Genomic DNA, 21,579 nt, shown 5'->3' with positions numbered 1-21,579 from the left:
AAAATTCCTTTATTATTGAGTGTGAAGCAGCAGTTTTGGTGTCGAACGCTTAGTCCAATATGCCAATAAAGCAGCCGCAGCTAACAAGGTTGCACTCAGCAAAAATGTGCTGTGGTAACCATTAAAATCAAATAGAACACCGCCTAAGGTTGAGCCCAGCCCGATAGCCAATTGGATAACCGCCACCATTAAGCCGCCAGCGACTTCAGAATCATCTGGCATAGTTCGCGCAAGCCAAGTCCACCATGCAACTGGCGCCGAAGTAGCAACGCCGCCCCACAATGCAAGCAGCGTCGTTACGGCAACACTGCTATCGCTAAACAGGATTAACGCTAAAGCAATTACCGCCATCACCAACGGAATAAAGATTAACGTGCGGTAGAGATTATTTTTCAAAAACACACTGACAAGCAGCGTCCCCATAAAACCCGCCACACCCATCACCAGCAAAATGAACGACAAGTTATTGCTCTCTACGTGGATAGCGGTTTCCAGAAACGGACGCACATAAGTAAACAGCGCAAACTGCCCCATAAAGAACAACACAATTGCCAACATCCCCAATCGAACCAAAGGCTTGTTTAATAGAGAAAACACATTCGCAGAGCCAGCAATGCGTTTTTCGGGTTTCATCGCGGGCAAACTAAACCACATCCACACAAACGCAATAAGCGCGACGGGCACCAAGCCGAAAAAGGCACCTCGCCAGCCAATATGCGCACCAAGGTAACTACCCAGCGGCGCAGCAATCACCATAGCCAGCGCGTTGCCACCATTGAATATCGCCAAGGCTTTAGGGATCTTCTCCGTTGGCACCAGACGGATCGCCGACGCGCCAGACAAAGACCAAAATCCACCAATCACGACACCAATCAAAGAGCGGCCCAGCATATAAATTAAGTAGTTAGGGGCATAAGCAATCACAATGCCCGATACCAGCATTAACGATATGAGCCCAAGTAGGAGTGACCTGCGATCCGTATCTTTAGCGATTGATGCGATACTCAAACTGGTTAACACGGCAAAAAAACCAGATATAGCAATGCCCTGCCCGACCAATCCTTCACTCACATTCAAATCCGCGGCAATCGGTGTCAGCAAACTAACAGGCATAAATTCCGAGGCGACCAAGACAAACACGCATAACGACATCGCCAGCACGCCACTCCAATTTGCCGTTTGTTGTTGACTCGCTTGCTGAATCGCACAGCATGGTTCTAACGTTTCGCATACCTGAGTGGTCATTACATACCTATCAATGGTTAAATTTAAATCTGATTGACTTTGTGGTAGCTATTGTTTCAAATGCACTGGAACCTTACTAGCTAATGAATGCTTATAGAGCTTATTAGCTCAGCTAATCAAAGTGGTATAGAAAACAGTATGATGAAACGGAATCTGAACGACCTTTTATGCTTCGTCACCGTCGCTCGCGAAGGCAGTTTTACCCGAGCCGCCGCCTTGCTCGGTGTCACCCAATCAGCACTGAGCCAAGCGATCAGTGGTTTAGAGACCCGACTTGAAATCAGGCTGTTAACGCGCACCACCCGCAGCGTATCGACGACAGTGGCTGGCGAACGCCTGTTACATGCAATAGGTAATCGATTTGATGAAATTGAATCCGAGCTGGATGCACTAACGGCCATGCGTGATAAACCTGCCGGAACAGTCAGGATTACCTGCGGTGATTTCGTGCTGCGAACCTTACTCATCCCAAAACTGTCGCCGTTACTCCACAATTATCCCGATATTAAAATAGAATTCGATGTGAATTATGGCTTTAGGGACATAGTGGCAGATCGTTTCGATGCCGGCATCCGCTTAGGCGATACCATAGATAAAGACATGATCGCGATCCCTATCGGCCCCCATCAAACAATGGCGGCCGTGGCGACTCCCGCTTATTTTGCACAGCACCCCATCCCCAAACACCCGCAGGATCTTATCGAGCATAATTGCATTAACATTCGCTTCCCGACCCACGGTGGTTTGTATGTATGGGAATTTGAAAAAAACGGCAAGCAATTGAATGTGCATGTGGACGGCCAACTTATCTTTAACGCATCGCACCACATAGTCGATGCAGCCTTGCAAAGCAATGGTATAGCTTACCTGCCTGAAGCAGAGTTTGAACCCCATATCAAAGAAGGGCGTTTAGTCAAAGTACTAGAAGACTGGAGCCAGTCTTTTGCCGGCTATTATCTGTATTACCCCAGTCGCCGCCAACCCTCCCCCGCTTTTACACTAGTCGCCGAAGCACTGCGCATGTCGTGATAGTGCATTACAGTTTTGGTAATTTTATGGACGACTGATTTGGACTTGTCAGATAAAAGCCACTACATAGCATTATGCTGATATTCAATACAAAATGTGATTGTGCTCAACATCATCCAAACAGATGATAGAAATTATACGAGCTGTCTAGCACCGATTATTGTTCTAGAAACGACCCCAAGAACTTGATATGCGATGTCGCTGATACGCAAAGTTGCGAAAACATCGCGGATGTAAAAACGGTTTTTTAGCCTAAAACCAAGTTTGTGAATTCTAGAAATGGGTCACTTCAGAAAACAGAAAATAAAAGTACACTAAAACCTAATGGCGACATTTACCTGCAAGAACGGTAAAATGCCCCATTGTCATTGGGGAGTAGTCATCCTTAGCCTCCCACTAAGGAGTCCACGTCAACAAAATTGAGGTCTAACACCTCATGGCGTGGTCAGCCTCTGCGAATGCGGAGAGCCAGGCGAGACCTTTGGCCGCAATACGCTTTCCCAGCCGGGCGAGCAGTGTTATCGTGCCATTGGATTATTGCTCGCCCGGCCGGATTGCTCACATGATCCTTACTCTTACTCTGTTTTTCCTCTCAGCAGGTACCATTTATTTGGCCTGCGAATACTTCGTCAACGGCATCGAATGGTTCGGCCGCCGTTTGAATCTTGGAGCTACTGCAGTAGGTTCAGTACTTGCAGCCTTCGGTACAGCACTACCTGAAACGGCGGTGACCTTCATTGCCGTTGTCTTCGGCAAAACACCAGAGCAAAAGGACATTGGCGTCGGCGCAGCCATGGGCGGTCCGCTCGTGCTCGCAACCTTAGCCTATGCAGTGGTCGGCTTGGCACTGATTTACCACCATCGCCGCCTTCAACGGGAAACGTATCATGTACGTGCCGATCACGCCCGTATGAGTCACGACCAGCTCGCCTTTCTCGCAGTGTTTGTAGTGAAAGTGGCACTTGGCCTAATCGCCTTTGCCATCAAGCCGTGGCTGGGTGTCTTGTTTCTCGTAGCCTACGCAATCTATGTCTGGCGCGAAATTCAGGAGAGCGACACAGCGCCTGAAGAAGAGATTGAACCTCTCAAAATTCAGCCTTCCGTGACGGAGCCATCGTTAAAATGGGCGGCGCTGCAAGCCGTGTTGTCCCTGATAGTCATAGGCATTGCATCCCATATATTCGTAGGTCAACTTGAGGCCATTGGTACAGCGCTACAATGGTCACCACACTTGGTAGCATTGCTGCTGAGTCCGGTGGCGACGGAGCTGCCCGAGATGATGAACACACTTATATGGATACGGCAAGGAAAGGAACGCTTGGCATTGGCCAATATTTCTGGTGCCATGATGATTCAGGCAACGATTCCCAGTGCGTTGGGTATCTTCTTTACGCCATGGCTTTTTGATGGCCCACTGATGGCGGCAGGAGTCATTACTGCTTTGGCTATTATTTTTCTGTGGCAGCTATTTCGACGAGGCGTTGTCGATGCGCGTGCATTGGTCGCAGTAAGCTCATTGTACGGCGTATTTGCCTTGCTGATTGCGTTCTACTTCCCTCTCTAAGGAGCAAAGTGTCAGAGAACGCCGTGTGGTACGGCGTTCCTATTTGGCTAAATTTGCCCAACGCGCCAAGAGTGTAATGTTAAATTTTGTAAATGTTGCAAAAAATTGATTTAAATGAATTAAACTTTTCAGCGATCCTTGTGACCATCAGTAGTGATGATCAATGTATATGTCTCGTCACAAAAGCACTACGCACAGCGATACACCGCCCGAACGATTTGGTTGCGCACTATGGTGGTGAGAAATTTATTTGTCTATTACCGGATACTCAGCATTTAGGCGCGATGAACATACCTCATCGTCAACGCAGTGCTCGCTTTACATTTACTCTAGTTTCCAAGCGGTCACCATTAACTGGCGTTGCGAGTATTCAACCTCATCGGCATTTGAAATGGCAAACGCTTATTGAATCCGCAGATAAGCAATCATACTTAGCTAAAAAGCATGGACGTAATCAAGTCAGCAGGGCCAGCTTGCTACGGTAAACACCATTATTGAGTGCCAATCGTAAATTTTGATTTTTTGAAATTATCAAAATTGAAATGTGAAGTGGGTCGCGTAGCATTTGGATAAATGGAATCATTGACTACAAGACCAAAATGCATCACGCATTTGACGATTTCTAACTGACAATTAGGCTTAGTGAAGTATCTTTTTAGAGCTGGCGCAGTCATTGAAAGCTCTGTAATGGTTTAATTTCCCTACATTAATTAAAGAGAAACTATTTATGTTTGTGATCGATCAAATTATTCTCCTCGCCGCGATTTTGATTATTCTTGGTATTTTATCCAGTAAATTGTCTGCGAGATTGGGTTTACCCGTACTGGTGCTCTTTCTCATGGTGGGCATGTTAGCTGGTGAGGATGGCCCTGGAGGTATTGTTTTTGATAATGCACAAATTGCTCACGCGCTTGGGTCTTTAGCTTTAGCCATTATTTTGTTTGATGGTGGTTTGCAAACACCCATCGCGTCGATTAAGCAAGTGTGGAAGCCTGCTTCTGTGTTGGCGACTTTAGGCGTATTGGTGACTGCCATGATCACTGGTGCTGCAGCTGCTTATATTCTAGATGTTTCCTTACTTTACGGTTTACTGATTGGTGCCATTGTTGGTTCAACCGATGCCGCCGCCGTTTTCTCATTACTGCGTAATGCAGGTATTCATATCAACCCACGCCTTAAAGCCACATTAGAAATTGAAAGTGCGACTAACGATCCTATGGCAATTTTTTTAACAGTTGGCTTATTGGAGGTCATGGTCAAAGGGCTTGAACCAGGGACTGGATTATTGATGCTGTTTATCCAGCAAATGGGTATCGGCTCCGCAGTGGGTTTAGCGGCAGGCTGGTTATCAGTACGTATTATTAATCGTATCCATCTGACGACCTCTGGATTATATCCTGTGATGGTCGCGGCATTTGGTTTACTGTCCTTTGGCGTAGCAGCTAATCTTGGCGGCAGCGGCTTTTTAGCTATTTTTATCGCTGGTGTGGTGATAGGGAATAGTCGTTTTGTTTTTCAGCGCAGTACCTTTTTATTTCACGATGGTTTGGCATGGTTAGGCCAGATTGTTATGTTTGTGTTTTTAGGCTTGCTGATTAATCCTTCGTCTTTGCTGGATGTCTGGCAGGAAGGACTGATGATTGCAATCGTCCTGACCTTAATCGCACGCCCCTTGTCGGTAATCCCTGTACTGAAGATTTTTGGCTTTAATGCGCGTGAAATTACCCTAGTATCCTGGGTTGGGTTACGTGGTTCGGTGCCTATTATTCTGGCTATATATCCGCTGATTTATGGTCTGCCTGGTGCCAGTCTTATTTTTAGCGTGGTGTTTTTCGTCGTGTTAATTTCAGCGACAATACAGGGGTCAACATTACCCTGGGTTGCACGCGCTTTAGGACTCACGGAACCGCCTCCTGCGACACCTGCAGCGACACTGGAAATTACTGCTTTAGGCGATGTGGATGCTGACATTGTCGAGTATCAATTGGGCGATACCTCACGCGCTTCTGGTCGCCGTTTATCCCAAATGGCTTTACCTGACGGTACAGTAGTAGCGATGATAACCAGAGGAAACAATGTAATTCCACCTAGGGGATCAACCTTCCTGTATGCTGGCGATCATTTATTTATTGTGATGAAACCCGATGTGCGTGAGTTTGTTGATCTGGTTTGCTCTGGTGTTGCAGAAGCCAATCATTATGAATTACCTACGGGTGAATTGAAGTTGAAAGGCTACACCAAAGTAGCAGATTTAAAGCACTCCTACGGTATTGAACTCTCTGCTAATGATAATTTGTCATTAGATGAAGTGCTACGTCAGAGCTTGACTGACGAGCCGACCTTGGGTGCAAGTAAAGATTTTGGTGAAGTAATATTGCATGTTCGTGAGATGGTGGGTTCGAGGATTGCGACAGTGGGTATCGTACCGAACTCAGCCAATGAAAACTGATACCAAAACAATAATTTGTAAAAGCATAGTTTCATTGTGGTCAATATAGAGATCACACCTAAGCTCAGCGCATCATTTGATGGCTAATGATTTCGCATAGGTATCTGTCCGAACCTTTGATAAAATCCTGTCAACGGGTGAGCAGTCTTGGTGGACAACCGGCTAACCCGCCAGCCCTCTTAAGAGGGCGCTACTTCTAATTAATCCTATCTAGCAGTGCCATTTCGGCTTTTCTTAGCCAGAAGATGTAGGACTTTTTACTGTCAAATCCCATTAAGGCCCACTGCTCTTTACACAAGTAATGGGCGCGGATGGCACGTTTGCAGTTAATGGATAACTGCTCAACGAGGTGGTCATAGTGTGCGACATGGGCAGGCACGTTGAGTTCATGCTTTAAGTTGCCACCGCCCAAGGCTTCGCCTAAACGGTCGCAGGCGTAGCGGTTTGAAAAACCCTTGCCCAATTCTTGGTACACCCAATAACAGCCCCAGCGATATAACCCTAACCGTAACGCCTTAATGTTCATCCTCTGCTCGGGTTCATCGCTAAAGGCCATTAGCCACCTCATTTATCTTCTTAACCGAAAGCTTAAACACATCAATGCATATCGATGTCACATCGTCATAGGGCGCATTAGTGCGGCCATTTTCCCAACGTTGATAAGTGCTGCGACTGATGCCGTAAATCTCAGCCACTTCGTCTTGGGTCATGCCCCGTAAACGGCGCCCTACTTTCAGTAAATCCGCGGCGCGACTAGCCATAAATCCTCCTGCGTGAAGTCCATAACCCAGTTGTGCTATTTGTTATTGTCATTGTCATAACCATCCCACTAACATTGGCTCGTCCGTCTCAGTGGTCGATTGGCGCATAATCTCGGGCGCCACATCATCAAACCCCAGTGTAATTAAGTGTGTGTGGGAGGTAAATGCCTTAAACCGAATCGTTTCACTCCAATATTGCGCAGTGCGAATGCTCACCGGCCCTACATCGTAAGGGAATAAAACGCTCATACGACGGACATTGAAGCGGTGATCTGCATCGGCGAGGCGTTTTATTGCAACGCGGCGGGCTATTCACAAAAGCAAGCTGACATTGCGCAGCACAATGCTAAGGCCGAAGCCTTTAAACAGCGACTGTTATCACTGCGCCCTGCTCTCACCTTCACGGCGTTTAACAGCACCAAGGAGAAATCGGCATGAAGCAATCTGCAGTCATCAAAGACGCTTTACGCCAGTGTTATACCCTGCCCGCAAACAAGTCGGCAGCTGCCAACAATTTTTAAAACGACTCGCCGAGGAATTGGCAAAGGAAGGTAAATGATGATTTCGACCCAACCGACCGTGGATCAGCAAATGCAAGTGCCGCTCTTTCTTACCACTAAGGAAGTCATGACACGCTACCGGATTAGCTCATCAGCAACGCTTTGGAAGTGGCGAAGAAACGACGGTTTCCCTGCTCCTATCCATAATGGCCGCCATTACTTAAAAGCGTCGCTCGATAAGTGGGATGAAAAACAGCAAGTAGCTGCTTGAATTAATTTTTAAGCCTTAAGATAAAGCCCCATTTTTGGGGCTTTATTTTTAGACCTTTATCGATTGACTATTAGGCCATAAACTCATCGCCTTCGACATTACAGCCTTTACTACCGCAGTTAGTGCCTACTGCTACAGCATCAGCGATGATAGCGGCGAGTCCTGTGCCGACCAGTACTATTTGGGCAATTAACAAGACACCATCGGTTGATATCCATGCGACGACTGTCGCGATGAATGATACCACCGCGACTATGGCTCCAAACCAGCTTAGGCCATTGACGATTGTTTTAATGACGCCTTTAATAAACCCTATATTGAATAGTTGCGAGATAAACTGAAATATCAATGTCGCCTTTTTCAGCGTGGTAGAAGCACTGCTTATACCCGTGATCAGTCTCTCCAAGCCAACAGCTTCAGCCCCCAACGCCTGTACTGCCGCTTTTACCATGCTGTCAGTTCGCATAATGCGTATGCTTGCAAGTTGCAGAGCAAGCAATAACACATCAATACAGAATGTTGCGATTGATTTAGTGCAAGGGGAAATTGCCTCTAGATCAATTGCTTCTATTGCTACACTTTCGTTCTCCGTTAACGTTAAAAAACTTTGCATTTCAGTGGCCGCTTGCATTTCGACATTACTGGGCTGTTGGCCTGTGATAATGGCTGCCACAAGCTTCTCTATCTGTGCAGGTGTAGGCTGTGAGTCTGGAAACCACAGTCCAAGAGTCTCAACTGACTCTTTAAGGACTGCACCAAGATGAAATTGCTCATAAGGTCCGACAGAGGCTTGGCAATTTACGGTGCCAAACCCTGCAGCAGTAAACGAGGGCGATTGCTCTCCGGCCATACGAAGATAGTTACTTGGAAATGCATTTGACGCTATGGAGGTTAAGACCCCACTGGCGCTGTCGCTTAGAACTGCGACATTGAACTTTTCCCAAGGACCAATCGATGCTTGGCAGTTGACGGTTCCAAATCCATTCCCATTAAAAACGGGTGAAGCTTCACCCGCCATCCGTAAATAGTTGCTCGGAAATGCCATAGACTCAAAGGAGACTGTGCCATCGCCGTTACGAATAGCGTTAAAAATCTCCCATGGGTTTTTATCAGGATCATTTTGGTCTGCCTGACAATTAACGGTACCAAAACCATTACCATTGAACTGTGGTGAATCCTGTCCAGACATTCTCAATAAGCATTGTGGAAATTGATTGGATCTGATCATGACAGGAAATGTTGAGGGGAATATTGGGTCACTATTTGAGGCAGAAGTGTTAAGCGTGCTCATAATAAAAGTCCTTTTTAGTTTACTAACAAAGCTATACATCGTCATTGATGACATAGCGTTTTAATGAGCTGAAAAACTGCATCTAGCAACCCGCTAATAGAAGGCTGTAGCGATCAGTTCATCATTTTTAAGGTTAGTTCAAATGTGACTTTTAACAATGGCTGACTTGGCTGGACGAGCAAGATCAATCGTGTTTGTGTCAATGTGAATGGTTTGGATCACTCAGGCGATATTTTGATATTTTACCGCCCCATTTTATCGGGCGGCAGCCGAGACGTTATGTACTCTAAACCTGCTTGATAGCCTGCGGTTTCTGTTGTGTCACCGTTTTTGGCGACTAAATAAGTGGCTTTAAACATCATCAGCTTACAGACGGTTAGATAATAAAAATCATCGTCTTGCTTGAAAGCACAAACCTTTTTCCACGGTATCGTGATGGATTTACCGCTAGGGAGCGCAAACGTTAGCTTCGAGGCTGTGGCTGTCACTGTGTGGCCCCCTTCTAGGCTCGCAAGGCTCTGTAAGGTTGTGTTTTCAATCGTTCGATCCAGAGTGGTTATCTTGACTGCAAATTTGTTAGTTTGATTTTCGGCGATGTTTTTTAATACTAATTGCCACACAATAAGGTAAGCAATTGCACATATTGCGATTGCGATATATGTCTCTGGGGTGTGAATTTCTACGAAAAAATAAAACAGTATTAACGGCGATAATAACGGGATCCATAGGAGTAATGCACGAACGATAAGGGCATACAACCACTTAGCTAAACGAGCATTCTTTGCAATGCGTGCTGAGTTTATTCTTTCCGCGATTGTGATTAACTGTTCCCGCGTGATTAAAAATTTTAGTTCCATGACGTCCTTGTTTAACACCAATCTGAGTTCTAATGCACCTCATTATAAAGGAGCGTTACTGCGGCTTGGCAACGCAACTGACTTACTGAATATGCTCAGTATTTTCAATGGTCAGCGGCAAGTCTGCCTATGCTCTTCTTTCTAACACGACTATTTTGCTATCACCCAGAGCGGCCAATTTCAGCTTATTTGTCCACTGTTCATAGGCCGCGGCTTGATCATCTAACCAATCGTGTTTGTTGTACACCGCCATCACACCGCCTAGTAGATGGCCTAGCATCTTCTCTGTGACATGGGGTAACACCCCTGCTTCTGACATTCTGGTCGATAATGTGCGTCTAAAATCGTAAATACGCCAGTCAGGGATTTCGAGTCTTGGTTTGATCTCGCGGACCAGCTTATTTACTGAAGCGATGTTGCCCGGGCGCTTAAGATCGTTTGCTGCGGGAAAACTCCAAGGCGAGTGATAGAGGTTCCACTGTTCTTGCAATATGTCGAGTAAGGCGGGACTGATTGGCCTCCGGATTGGCAAATTAGTTTTGCTATTGTTTATCGGGACGGTCCAGATCATCGACTCAAGATCAAAATCAGCCCGTTTGGATTTTAATATTTCTGATATCCGCGCCCCTGTTAGTAAACATGCCTTGATGGCATTGGTTACGGCTTTGGTCGCGCGGCATTTATCAAGCTCACGTATGATTTTGCCACACTCTAGAATGGTGAGTACTCGCGAACCGACTTTGGGCGCAGAGCCCACATCACTGACTCGTAATTGAAGAACATCAACAAGCGATATCATTTGCCGGCGAACGGACCAGCTAAGTACCGTCTTTAACTGTTTGAGTATCGCACCTGCGGTGACTCGACTATGAATTGCCTTTTTATCGAAAAAATCTATCCACTCGCCGAGTGTGATACTTTCGACTTTGCGATCAGCAAAGGCATCATAGAGATGTGCTCTAAAGCAAGATTGGTACGTAGCAACAGTGCCCGGCTTAAGTGCTGCACTTCGCGCCGATAAAAACTGTTCACAGCAATCCCTCAGTGTTGTCTGGCCCGCAAATGTGTTGCGCTGTTTCCAAAACACACGTGGATCTATATTATTTGCCACTGAGTTCCGTAACTCAGGGATCAGTTTTCGTGCGTCAGCTAGTTTCAAATCAGGATAGCGACCAAGGGTTAAGCGCCCAGGTTGATTATCAATCCTAAATCGATACTGCCATGTTATAGTCCCTGCAGGGGTAATACGAACGCTTAAGCCGTCGCGGTCTGCAAGCTCTGGTTTCCCTAAATATGGTTTGCCGTTTATTGCACGTAACTGCGTGTCAGATAAAGACATTTTGATTACCCTGTGTACATGTGATTTTGCTATTATGACACAGAAAGAAATATGTACACAGATATGTACTCACATCGTAGAGCAGCATACTAAATTGATGTGAATGACAACGAATCCAATTAAAGCAATTTAACCAATTATAACATTAAGTTACATGCTTTAGAGAACGAAAATAAATGAAGATGAAAGACGATAAAGTAGGGTCGATTTTTTGGCACGACTACGAAACATTTGGAGCGAACCCAGCGAAAGACAGACCCTCGCAATTTGCTGGCATTCGCACGGATTTAGATCTCAATATCATCGGCGAGCCTGAGACATTCTATTGTAAGCAAGCCACTGATTATTTGCCGTCTCCGGAAGCAATATTAATCACAGGGATCACTCCACAGTTAGCTAATTTAAAAGGCATCCCTGAAACTGAGTTTATGGGACGAATTCAAGCGCTATTTAGCCAACCAAACACTTGTGTTGCAGGTTATAACTCACTGCGTTTTGACGATGAAGTGACCCGTTATGGCTTTTATCGGAACTTTATCGATCCCTATGCCCGTGAATGGCAAAATGGCAACTCTCGTTGGGATATCATTGATTTAGTGCGCGCTTGTTACGCATTTAGGCCTGAAGGTATTAACTGGCCGACAAAGGAAGATGGCTCTCCGAGTTTTAAGCTAGAACATCTGACCCAAGCGAATGGTTTAAGCCATGAGAAAGCCCATGATGCTATGTCTGATGTGTATGCAACCATCGCCATGGCAAAACTCATTCGCGAGAAACAGCCTAAGTTATATCAGTACTATTTTGACCTGCGCCGTAAGCAAGCGGTTAGCGATCAAATCGATGTGCTCAATATGCAGCCTTTGGTTCACGTGAGCTCTAAAATTAGTGCGCGCAATGGTTGTGCAACGTTGATTTCACCCGTAGCGCACCATCCTACTAACAAAAATGCCGTTATTTGCGTTAATTTAGCCATGGATTTAACGCCGCTATTCGAGCTAGATGTCGAGCAAATTAAAACGCGCATGTATACGTCAAGAGCCGATCTTGCCGAAGATGAATTACCTATCGCAGTAAAACAAATTCATCTTAATAAGTGCCCTTTTATCACCTCGGCAAAAATCCTCAGTGATGAGCATGCCGTTCGTTTAGGCATAGATAAAGAATTTGCCAGAGAGCAGTATAAACGCCTAAAACGTCACCCAGAATTACGCGAAAAACTGGCGCTATTATTTGAGCACGATGACAGCAGAGTGACCACAGATCCCGATTTGATGCTGTATTCTGGTGGGTTCTTTAGCCAAGCTGATAAAGCAAAAATGGAAATCATCCGTCATACCCTACCGCAAAATCTAGCGGCGTTAGATTTGCAGTTTGATGATCCACGTATTCCTGAGATGCTGTTTCGTTACCGCGCCCGTAATTACCCTGAACTACTCGATGATACAGAGTCGCAGCGCTGGCGTGAATTCTGTCAAAGTCGCTTAGCCGATCAAGACTACGTACTTAAATTAGAAAATTTGCTACAAGAAACACAAGCGGATGAGACTAAGCAAAAGCTACTTGCTGCCCTTTGTCATTATTTGCGTGAACTTTAAGTTGTGTAAATTCAAGCTTAAGTCTTTTTTTTATAGTCTTAAGCTTATTTGTGTGCACCAATAGACTCACTCTATACGTGAGTAATATAAGTTTATCACTCTCGATAGCACTGACATTGACAGCGTATAAACGCGAGCTAACTCGCATTTATGCTGTAACAAAATTACTAGAATGTTCTTCCATGAACTTAACAAATAAGGAATAGGGAAATGCAAGATAGATTCATTCGTAGCATAACCCAACTGCCAACGCCGTTAGCCGATGCACTTATCCCAATGTTGCACCAGAATTTTGCTGGACACATTGATGCGCAGCAACTTGCTACGCTAACAAGTGCAAGCAAAATGACCGAAGCAGAAGTGTTATTAGCATTACTGCCGATAGCAGCGGCATTGGCCAAACCGCCTATCAGTGAGTTTTATGTCGGCGCGATAGCCAAAGGTAAAAGTGGCGATATCTACATGGGTGCCAACTTAGAATTACTCGGTGAAGCGTTATTTCATTCTGTCCATGCAGAACAAAGCGCTATCAGCCACGCATGGCTCAGTGGTGAAAGCCAAATTGTTGATATCATAGTTAATGCCAGTCCTTGCGGTCATTGTCGTCAGTTTATGAATGAACTGGTTGAAGGCAGCAAGATCTGCATTCATCTACCCGCACAGGAAAGCCATCCTCTGGCCTATTATTTACCCTATGCTTTTGGGCCAAAAGACTTAAATGTCACTTCGCCCTTAATGGCCAAGCAACAAACTGAATTTGCACTAGATAGTGCCGATCCTATGATCATAGAAGGCTTAGATCATGCAGGTTTAAGCTATGCACCTTACACCCAAAGTTTTGCCGCTGTGGTATTAGAAACCCATGATGGCGCAACCTATTGTGGTCGCTACGCAGAAAATGCGGCATTCAATCCTTCTATGCTGCCTATGCAGATGGCATTATCAAATCTGGCGCGCCACAATCGTGAATTTAGCGATATCAGCCGTGCGGTTTTAATTGAGTCATCTCAAGGAAAAATCAGCTTAGTTGGCGCGACTATGGATGCGCTCCATACCGTTGCCGCCATCGAACTTGAGCACATAGTGGTAGATCCAGTGTAAAGTCTGCTTCAAGATGCCAAGGTGCTTCAAAATGCCAACGCCGAAATACGTTAATGCGTATTTCGCCGTTCGATTATCCACTTAAAGCTTAAAAATCAATTATCGTAAGCAATTCTGACGGCTAATCATACTCCATCCTGTCTTCTACTAACCACGTCATTGAACTTAGCCAGATACTCCCCCTTACGCTCCTCCATCCTAATAAAACAAGCTTGCCGCTCCACTTCCGACATAACGCGCCACGCTAAAATTTCATCAAGATGCCTGAAACAACCTAAGCAAATATCTTGCTGATCTAAACAACAATTTCGAATACAAGGAGTGACATTAGGATCATTCTGACCAGACGGCATATTCATTGCCACAAGGTTCAACAAAATGGAATCGACGGCCTCCCGGAAAACTAAAGATGTCAGCTGTGATAATGCCACCAGCAGTTACGACAGCCGTCAGAGTCAATTCTAAGTTCTGGCTGTAGATCACAATCAGCGGGCAACCTTTTACGAGGGTGAAATTCACATCGGCTTGATAGAATCCCCCAGTAATGCCGACATCCATAAAGCAACTGTATTCAGGGCCATAATCGACATAGGACCATCCAAAAACCTGGCTAAAAAAGGCCTTAGAGCTCGCAATGTCGCGACTTGGGATTTCCAAATAATTGATACTGTGGTGACGGTTCATAGACTTCCTTGCTATTTAATCAGGACACAAAATGATGAACATAAAATGCGTAAGTAAAAATGGGAGCCAAAGCTCCCATTCTATTCGCGGCTTTAACTCAGGTTAACCTTGGATTAAGGCTGCGGCAAGTCCAATCAGACCGCCAAACACGCCCCCCCAAATCACTAACCAACCTAAGTGCGTTTGGATCATGTCCTGAACGATTTGTTTCACCATTTGTGGTGTTAACTCGTTTAATCTTTGTTCCACTATGTTAGCAATTTTAGTTTGCAGATCGGCCATCACATTCGGCTGTTCAATTTCTTGTTTCAGCAACTCGTGAAATGCATCGCTTTGTGCCATTTCAACTAAAGAAGCTTTCATCTTTACAATAAACGGCTCTTTTAACGGCAATAAGGCATCTGTGCCACCAAACATAGACAACATGCCGCCAAAGGAAGATTGGGCGACTGTGCTAATTAACGCATCAAAAGAAGGCGCTAAATCAACCTTTTCAATCACTGGCGCCAAGTCTATTTTACTCAGCCCTTCTTTTTCAGACAGGAATCGGTCGATATTTTCAGTGGTAAAAAACTGTTTCATCATCAAATGAGCAATACCGGCCTTAAACTCTTCAAAACGAGAAGGCACAACTCCCGAACCATAGAGTCCGGGGACTTTCTCAAACAACATATAAACTGCAACCCAGTTGGTAATCGCACCCGATAAAGCAAATAATCCGACATTCAGGACAATTGCCGAATTCATCAGGTAACCCACAACGACCAAAGCAGCCGCCAATAAATTCGTCACTAAACTCTTATTCAATCTCGTATCCCCTAAGGTGGCATCGATAAGATGCAAAACTCGCCTATATTAACAAGTTAACGGGAGTCAGGTCTAACACTCAAACCACAGTAAACAAACCCGTTTTAAAATCTGTTTTCAGTGCTAAGTCTTGGCGCGAGGGGCAAGATGAAGCCCATCAACTAAGCCGCAGCGCCACTGAGCCACAAGAAGCTGATTAGCCAGCACTGAATAAAGTGAATCTCCTTGTAGAACATTAAGTTAATTTAATGTTTGCCGACCTAAAAAAGCAAAAATTTTAATTTACCGTCTGTGAATTATCAACTTGCCTCAACTACACTCAATCAAGATAACGCACAAAAAATATGGCTCAGAATACAGCTGGCACTGAACACTGACAGTTAACCTCGGCTCAATACACAAAATTTACCCCAAATAGAATAAAGGATGCGCTTATGGAATCGGCTTTTAACACTGCAGGGGCGTTAAGTTGGCATGAATTGACAACCAATAATACCGAAGAAGCTATGCACTTCTATGCTGAGATTTTTGGTTGGCACTTTAAAACCGTCAAAATGCCCCACGGTAATTATCATATTATTGAAAATCAGGGCGTCAGCATTGGGGGGATCACCGATAGTTTGCTCCCAATGCTTCCCTCACATTGGACTGGCTACATTACCGTTAACGATGTCGATCAAGTCGCTATCAGCGCAAAAAAACTTGGCGGGGATATTCTGTTTGGTCCTGAAGATATACCCGAAGTAGGCCGTTTTTGTTGGATAAAAGATCCACAAGGCGCCATTATTGCAGCGATTAGTTATTTAAATCGCTGATCAAAAATAGCGTCCAACATGGTGAGTATTGACGACTCAAATCATTAGCCATAGGCTGAAACACATGTAGTTATCAATGTAGATGATAGGTTACCACTCAGGAACGTCTTAGATCAGAAGACGTTATTGTCTGTGTAATACCAAGATTTCATTGGTAAAAATATAAATAATTTCTGGAAACATTAGCATTATTCGCTAGAATGTCCGTACTTATGGAAGTTTTTCCCTGTCTTATGCATTGGAGCCTTGATATTAATGCTGACCCAGTTATCGCAATTCAGACACTCTTTTTTTGCCCTCCCAAGATACCTGCGAGTGATTATTTACCTCACAGCAGTCTACCTTAGCTATGTCTGCACATTAGGTTTAATCCTCCCCTATGCGATAACCACGCTGGCACCAGAAAAACTCTCAACTCTGCTCGGTCGTCCCGTCACCCTCGGTGATATACGCATTAACCCTTTTAATTTCAAAGTCGAAATCGACCAACTGGCCATTAAAGAAAAAGACGACAAACCTTTTGCTGGCATTGCACAAGTCCAATTCGAAATACATTTTTGGCGATCTGTTTTTAATCGCGCCGCCGTTATCGAAAACATACACATACAAGCGCCCTACGCACATATCATTCGCGTGGAGAAAAAAGGGAAAGCTGGATTCAACTTCGACGATATTCTGCAGACCCTGAACGGGCATTCATCCACGAGCACAGAAACAGTTCCCACAGAAGCCAGCTCACCCATTCGTGTCCTGCTCAGCCAATTTGTGTTGGATGCGGGACAATTTAACTTCGATGACAAAATTACCCATGCTCAAGTGAACTACCCCAATATCAATCTAAAACTCAGTTCCCTTGATACTGAATATTTGATGGCGGCATCATCGGCATCGATAACACCAGCCATAAAAGTAAACAAAGTTGATAATACGACACCAAACGCCCAATCAACGTCTGACTCACCCATTGTGCCTATCAAGCACAATCACTATGCGATACAACTCAGTGATGATCATGCTGGTGAAATCAGTTTGCAGGGGCAATTCCAATTGTTCCCGCTAAAAGTTGCGGGTGACATCCAAGTCGCCAAACTGAAACTGACACCACTATGGCGATTTATCGACGATCAATTTAATCCCGTCCTCACGGATGGCGAGCTCAGTATTAAAACTCAGTATCAAGTGGATCTTGCCGAGAATGGCGAGTTACAAGTCATCAGCAACAATGGCCAGTTTATTGTTGAAAAACTTAACCTTAACGGCAAAGATCGCTCAGTGGTCAAGCTCCCCATGTTTGCCCTCGACGGTATTTCGATGGATCTAAAGCAGCAGCAAGTGCACATCAATAAGCTTCACAGTGATGGCCTCACTGTAAACGCCATTTTGAATCAAGACGGGATCGATCTCGCTAGTTTGTTCATGCCTAAATCCGCCAGTGCGTCAACAAGTGCAGCGCCGCCAGTTGCTAATTCCATCGATGCTAATTCGATAGAAACTAAGCCAGCAGATGCTCAATCGCTTGAGCGCGTACAAGTTGCGCAAGTGGAAGAAAAACGTCAAATAGCAGAGACTGCCACTGGTCCAAGCGATAGCGCAAACAAAGCAACGGAAAGCGAATTAGACGCAACTAACGAGAGTGATAAAACAGAACAAAAGACAGAAGCGACCGCAAATGTCACCACTGATGCCACTAAAGAAACCGCTGCAGAAGTCGCTTCTGAGGCAGATCCTCTACAGCCAATCAAGCAAACACCAGTAACGACGTCAACTGACACTTGGTTAGTGCAACTCGATGCGCTCAATATTGAAAACTATGACCTTAATCTATCGGAACAAAAGCTAACGGCAACGCCGCAGCAATGGCGAGTGTATCCGCTTAATTTTTCAACTAAGGTCATAACGAGTACCTTAACCGCTCCGATTGAATATGAGCTACAACTCAGCCTCAATGGTCAAGGTACTTTGAGCTCTCAAGGCCAAGTCGATGTGACGGGCGAAACCATAGATGCCAATATCCAACTCGATAAGCTGGCATTAACTCAATTTCAGCCCTATTTAGCGCCCTACGTGAATATCCAGCTCAAGAGCGGTCTATTAAGCTCAGCAGGCAAGCTGACCGCCGATGCTAAAGGCAAAGCCATTTACGGTGGTAGTGTTGAGCTCGATGATTTAACTATTCATGACAAATTGCGTAATGCTCCACTGGTCAAATGGCAAAAGATGAATATCAATCAACTGGATTTTGACCAACAGAAAAATCAAATCAAAATTGATCACTTAGCCTTTAATCAACCCTACGCCAAAGTGGTGATAGCCAAAGATAGAACCACTAATATCAGCGATCTTATCGTTGAGGCTCCGGCTGCAAATAGCAAGACAACTAAAAACACAACCACAGCCAGTGCTAAGCAAACCAAGCTGCAAACGGCAAGCAAGACAACGCCTGAGTTAAGCCTCGATATTCAAAAAATTAGCTTTAGCCAAGGCTCAGCTTACTTTGCCGATAACTCACTGACACCAAACTTTGCCTCAGGGATTGAGTTATTTGAAGGTAATATCACTCACTTGTCGTCAACGCCAGGGACTAAGGCCTCGGTCGATATCAAAGGTAAGATAGACAAGTATGCGCCTGTAACTCTAAAAGGCGATATTAACCCTTTGCTAGATATGCCATATTTAGATCTCGACTTAGTCTTTAAGAGCGTTGAGTTAACCTCAGTCAATCCTTACTCAGGCACCTATGCGGGTTACTACATAGATAAAGGGCAGCTATCACTATCGCTGAACTATCAACTCGATAAGAACAAGCTCAAGGGCAGTAACCATCTGGTCATAGACCAACTGAAACTTGGTAAACCCAGTGACAGTGACCTTGCCACTAGCTTACCCATCACGCTCGCGATTGCCCTGCTGCAGGACCGTAACGGCGTGATTGATTTAGGTATGGAAGTCTCTGGCGATTTAGACTCACCGAGCTTTAGTGTCGGCAGCATCATAATGACGGCGATTACCAATGTGATCACTAAAGCCGTCACAGCGCCCTTCACTTTCTTAGCAGGACTCATAGGTTCTGACGAAACCTTAGATAAGATCAGCTTTGCCGCAGGCAAATTCAGCCTAAGTGAAGATGAGCAAAAAAGTTTAGACAAACTCGCTAGCGCCTTACTCGACAGACCTATGCTCAAGCTTAGCGTTGAAGGGGAAGTCGATGCCATCAATGACAGCCAAGCCATTGCTGAACGCATCATGAAGCGTAAATTGGCTAAATTAGCCAATATTGAATTTAGTGCGTTACCTGATGATTTAAGTCCGAGTCAATTCCCGACCCAAGGGCCGCTCGCCGATGCGCTAGTAAAGCTTTATGAACAAGAAGTTAAAGCCGATCCTGCCCAAATCAAAGACACTGTTATCGCAGAGGCCAAAGACGCGCAGCTTTCAGATGACGAAATCACCACCCGCTGGCATATCGCTTTATATAATCTGTCGGTAAAAGCCCAGAATGTTAACGATGGCATGTTGGGTAATTTGGCCCAAGAAAGAGCAAAAGCCGTTAAAGCTTACCTTGTGGACGTGAAAGAAATTGCTCCAGAGCGGATCTTCTTGCTCGAAAGCCGAGTGAGTTTAACCCAGAATGCAGCCCAAGTGAGCCTCACCATTGATGCTCAATAACTTAGCCAATTAACTTGCTTTTTATATAAAACTAAGCCCGCTAAAGTTCGACTTTAGCGGGCTTTTACCTTATGGCTAAGCGTCATAACCAATCAAAAACCATTCTTCTACAATCAAATCATCTATCTGTTAATTCACTCTAAAATGTTGGCCGTGCTTAATGCCATAGGTTACACTCTGCGGCCTTTATACAACTGAGATCACAGTTTTTAAACGATTGGACCCAGACTCGCCGCACGCTTTCTGTGGCGCCATGACGCACAAATGTTCTTCCACAAAAATTATCATTAAGGTCAATAACATGTTTATCATTCGCTGGATTTTAGGCAGGATTATTCTGTTTTTAAACTTCGTATTTAGCCCTAAGAAGCGCCAACGTCCACTGGCTGAGCAACAAAAAATTGATGCTCAAACTCAAGCATTAGCCCTGTATCAATATCCTGCATGCCCATTTTGTGTAAAAGTCCGCCGTGCAATGCGTCGCCAAGGACTCAACATAGTGACCCACGACGCTAAAAAAGCGCCGCATAAAGATGAACTCATCGCTCAAGGCGGCAAACAGCAAGTGCCTTGTCTGCGGATTGAAGAAAACGGTCAAGTACAGTGGTTATATGAATCAAAAGAAATCATTAACTACTTAGACCAACGCTTCGCCTAAATCACGGCGCAACGGTCAGCGCAAATATACAAATAAGTGCGTCCAATAACCTTTTCAATAGTCTGTTCTATGGGCCCTTACAAAGGGCTTTACGTTGGAATGACGAGGTTTCGGGCGCAGTTCTTTTATTGCGTTGTTTTATCACATTCTTTTATCGCATTTACTTACGCCACAAATATTCACGGTCAGAATAATCAAATAACCACTGGGGCTGATACACCACCAATAGCGTCACCGCCATGCCATTAAGCAATGCCTCTGGGAATGCCAGCAAAGGGATGAGCATCAGGTAGTCGTCCACTAACATATTCCAATCGTAATCCGCTGCAGACCACAACCACGTCGCCCAACTCAATTGATGAAACACAGTTGAGAGGCCCGCATTGATAAAACCACCGACGAAGATGAATACAAAAATATGTTTAGGAAATAAATGGTAACTGCGACTGTATAGGATAAAACACAGAAACAGCGGCACAGCCATAGCGAACAAACTAAAAGCACCAAAATCAGCGGGCTGCTTTAATACAAAAAGACTAAAAAAAGCGCTAGGCAACAGCAACACTAGAGTCGCAAGACGCCAGCCGAACATCAGCATACAAGTGACAATTCCCAGAAAATGCAGATGCAACCCAGTTTGAATACTGGCATTTAACGACCACAGTGCATTGATCCCCACCAACGTCAGCAACAAACGTAATTGGAGATGTTTATCCCGCCGGAGCTGCACTAACTCTTCTTTTGGCCATATGGCGTAGATCCATAACGCCAAGAACATAAGACATATACCTTGAGTCAGGCTAATATCCCATTCGATTTGCGCCCATTTATTCGACCAAAACGCCAACATTACTCGCCCATCCTTAATCCATTACACCTATCGGCGCGTACTCATCCTATGAGAATGCCATAAATCCATGAACTTTAGGGCCATATTAAGGTATTCT

20 protein-coding genes, 1 pseudogene and 1 riboswitch are annotated in these 21,579 nt (G+C 45.0%); of the genes and pseudogenes, 10 read left to right on the top strand and 11 right to left on the bottom strand.

Annotated elements, in window-relative coordinates; genetic code table 11:
* Window positions 1-12 precede the first annotated feature (12 nt).
* On the bottom strand, window positions 13-1,245 hold the full coding sequence (locus GWI56_RS04370) for an MFS transporter (RefSeq protein ID WP_198572232.1): 1,233 nt from the start codon (window positions 1,243-1,245) through the stop codon (window positions 13-15).
* Between the two features lie 138 nt (window positions 1,246-1,383).
* Here GWI56_RS04370 and GWI56_RS04365 point away from each other — a divergent pair, with 138 nt between their 5' ends.
* The 4 genes from GWI56_RS04365 to GWI56_RS04350 all read left to right on the top strand — a co-directional run bounded on the left by GWI56_RS04365 (window position 1,384) and on the right by GWI56_RS04350 (window position 6,287).
* Window positions 1,384-2,274: a LysR family transcriptional regulator gene (locus GWI56_RS04365; protein WP_198572231.1), complete on the top strand. Its 891-nt coding sequence runs from the start codon at window positions 1,384-1,386 to the stop codon at window positions 2,272-2,274.
* Window positions 2,275-2,632: 358 nt separating this feature from the next.
* Window positions 2,633-2,744, top strand: a riboswitch (yybP-ykoY riboswitch).
* Between the two features lie 11 nt (window positions 2,745-2,755).
* Window positions 2,756-3,838 (top strand): sodium:calcium antiporter, encoded by a 1,083-nt coding sequence (locus tag GWI56_RS04360; RefSeq protein ID WP_198572230.1) that lies wholly within the window; start codon window positions 2,756-2,758, stop codon window positions 3,836-3,838.
* Window positions 3,839-3,930: 92 nt separating this feature from the next.
* A complete protein-coding gene (locus GWI56_RS04355; protein ID WP_173245497.1) occupies window positions 3,931-4,323 on the top strand; it encodes a diguanylate cyclase in 393 nt (130 codons plus the stop codon).
* Between the two features lie 242 nt (window positions 4,324-4,565).
* A complete protein-coding gene (locus GWI56_RS04350; protein ID WP_131524348.1) occupies window positions 4,566-6,287 on the top strand; it encodes a potassium/proton antiporter in 1,722 nt (573 codons plus the stop codon).
* Between the two features lie 196 nt (window positions 6,288-6,483).
* Here the strand turns inward: GWI56_RS04350 and GWI56_RS04345 are convergent, their stop codons facing one another.
* The 3 genes and pseudogenes from GWI56_RS04345 to GWI56_RS04335 form a co-directional block, all read right to left on the bottom strand.
* Window positions 6,484-6,843 carry a hypothetical protein gene (locus GWI56_RS04345; protein ID WP_173245500.1) on the bottom strand — a complete coding sequence of 120 codons (360 nt, stop codon included), beginning with the start codon at window positions 6,841-6,843 and terminating at the stop codon, window positions 6,484-6,486.
* Entirely contained in the window at window positions 6,833-7,048 is a 216-nt protein-coding gene (locus GWI56_RS04340; RefSeq protein ID WP_168823718.1) for a helix-turn-helix transcriptional regulator, read from the bottom strand. The genes GWI56_RS04345 and GWI56_RS04340 overlap by 11 nt, the downstream gene beginning before the upstream one ends.
* A gap of 54 nt (window positions 7,049-7,102) precedes the next feature.
* A pseudogene (locus GWI56_RS04335) lies at window positions 7,103-7,309 on the bottom strand (integrase); the annotation flags it as partial.
* A gap of 294 nt (window positions 7,310-7,603) precedes the next feature.
* Between GWI56_RS04335 and GWI56_RS04330 the strand changes: the two are divergent.
* Window positions 7,604-7,819 (top strand): helix-turn-helix domain-containing protein, encoded by a 216-nt coding sequence (locus GWI56_RS04330; RefSeq protein ID WP_173245503.1) that lies wholly within the window; start codon window positions 7,604-7,606, stop codon window positions 7,817-7,819.
* A gap of 70 nt (window positions 7,820-7,889) precedes the next feature.
* On the opposite strand, the gene GWI56_RS04325 is transcribed toward GWI56_RS04330, so the two are convergent.
* The 3 genes from GWI56_RS04325 to GWI56_RS04315 all read right to left on the bottom strand — a co-directional run bounded on the left by GWI56_RS04325 (window position 7,890) and on the right by GWI56_RS04315 (window position 11,306).
* Window positions 7,890-9,008 (bottom strand): hypothetical protein, encoded by a 1,119-nt coding sequence (locus tag GWI56_RS04325; RefSeq protein WP_198572229.1) that lies wholly within the window; start codon window positions 9,006-9,008, stop codon window positions 7,890-7,892.
* 344 nt (window positions 9,009-9,352) lie between these two features.
* Entirely contained in the window at window positions 9,353-9,967 is a 615-nt protein-coding gene (locus tag GWI56_RS04320) for a hypothetical protein (protein WP_198572228.1), read from the bottom strand.
* 127 nt (window positions 9,968-10,094) lie between these two features.
* Window positions 10,095-11,306 (bottom strand): site-specific integrase, encoded by a 1,212-nt coding sequence (locus GWI56_RS04315; RefSeq protein ID WP_198572227.1) that lies wholly within the window; start codon window positions 11,304-11,306, stop codon window positions 10,095-10,097.
* Window positions 11,307-11,482: 176 nt separating this feature from the next.
* On the opposite strand from GWI56_RS04315, the gene sbcB reads away from it, so the two are divergent.
* Together sbcB and cdd are read left to right on the top strand one after the other, a co-directional pair.
* Complete coding sequence (gene sbcB, locus GWI56_RS04310) at window positions 11,483-12,901, top strand: exodeoxyribonuclease I (protein ID WP_198572226.1); 1,419 nt, start codon at window positions 11,483-11,485, stop codon at window positions 12,899-12,901.
* A 210-nt stretch (window positions 12,902-13,111) separates the two neighbouring features.
* Window positions 13,112-14,002: a cytidine deaminase gene (gene cdd, locus GWI56_RS04305; RefSeq protein ID WP_198572225.1), complete on the top strand. Its 891-nt coding sequence runs from the start codon at window positions 13,112-13,114 to the stop codon at window positions 14,000-14,002.
* 125 nt (window positions 14,003-14,127) lie between these two features.
* Here the strand turns inward: cdd and GWI56_RS04300 are convergent, their stop codons facing one another.
* The 3 genes from GWI56_RS04300 to GWI56_RS04290 all read right to left on the bottom strand — a co-directional run bounded on the left by GWI56_RS04300 (window position 14,128) and on the right by GWI56_RS04290 (window position 15,493).
* The gene (locus GWI56_RS04300) at window positions 14,128-14,361 is read right to left on the bottom strand and encodes a DUF1289 domain-containing protein (RefSeq protein WP_028760391.1); all 234 of its coding nucleotides are present in this window, start codon (window positions 14,359-14,361) and stop codon (window positions 14,128-14,130) included.
* Window positions 14,336-14,686, bottom strand: a complete 351-nt coding sequence (locus GWI56_RS04295) for a VOC family protein (protein WP_198572224.1) — start codon at window positions 14,684-14,686, stop codon at window positions 14,336-14,338. The genes GWI56_RS04300 and GWI56_RS04295 overlap by 26 nt, the downstream gene beginning before the upstream one ends.
* A gap of 102 nt (window positions 14,687-14,788) precedes the next feature.
* Window positions 14,789-15,493: a DUF445 domain-containing protein gene (locus GWI56_RS04290; protein WP_105253144.1), complete on the bottom strand. Its 705-nt coding sequence runs from the start codon at window positions 15,491-15,493 to the stop codon at window positions 14,789-14,791.
* 434 nt (window positions 15,494-15,927) lie between these two features.
* On the opposite strand from GWI56_RS04290, the gene GWI56_RS04285 reads away from it, so the two are divergent.
* From GWI56_RS04285 to GWI56_RS04275, 3 genes are all read left to right on the top strand, one after another.
* Window positions 15,928-16,308, top strand: coding sequence for a VOC family protein (locus tag GWI56_RS04285; protein ID WP_028760394.1), 381 nt, complete (start codon window positions 15,928-15,930; stop codon window positions 16,306-16,308).
* A gap of 255 nt (window positions 16,309-16,563) precedes the next feature.
* A complete protein-coding gene (locus GWI56_RS04280; protein ID WP_198572223.1) occupies window positions 16,564-19,974 on the top strand; it encodes a DUF748 domain-containing protein in 3,411 nt (1,136 codons plus the stop codon).
* A gap of 301 nt (window positions 19,975-20,275) precedes the next feature.
* Window positions 20,276-20,632: a glutathione S-transferase N-terminal domain-containing protein gene (locus GWI56_RS04275; protein ID WP_028760396.1), complete on the top strand. Its 357-nt coding sequence runs from the start codon at window positions 20,276-20,278 to the stop codon at window positions 20,630-20,632.
* A 160-nt stretch (window positions 20,633-20,792) separates the two neighbouring features.
* Here the strand turns inward: GWI56_RS04275 and GWI56_RS04270 are convergent, their stop codons facing one another.
* Window positions 20,793-21,482, bottom strand: coding sequence for an energy-coupling factor ABC transporter permease (locus GWI56_RS04270; protein ID WP_198572222.1), 690 nt, complete (start codon window positions 21,480-21,482; stop codon window positions 20,793-20,795).
* Between the last annotated feature and the right edge of the window lie 97 nt (window positions 21,483-21,579).

Origin of the sequence: Shewanella sp. DW31 (assembly GCF_015767295.1) — a bacterium.
Classification (GTDB): Bacteria; Pseudomonadota; Gammaproteobacteria; order Enterobacterales; family Shewanellaceae; genus Shewanella; species Shewanella oncorhynchi.
This window is presented reverse-complemented; position numbering and strand designations above follow the sequence as displayed.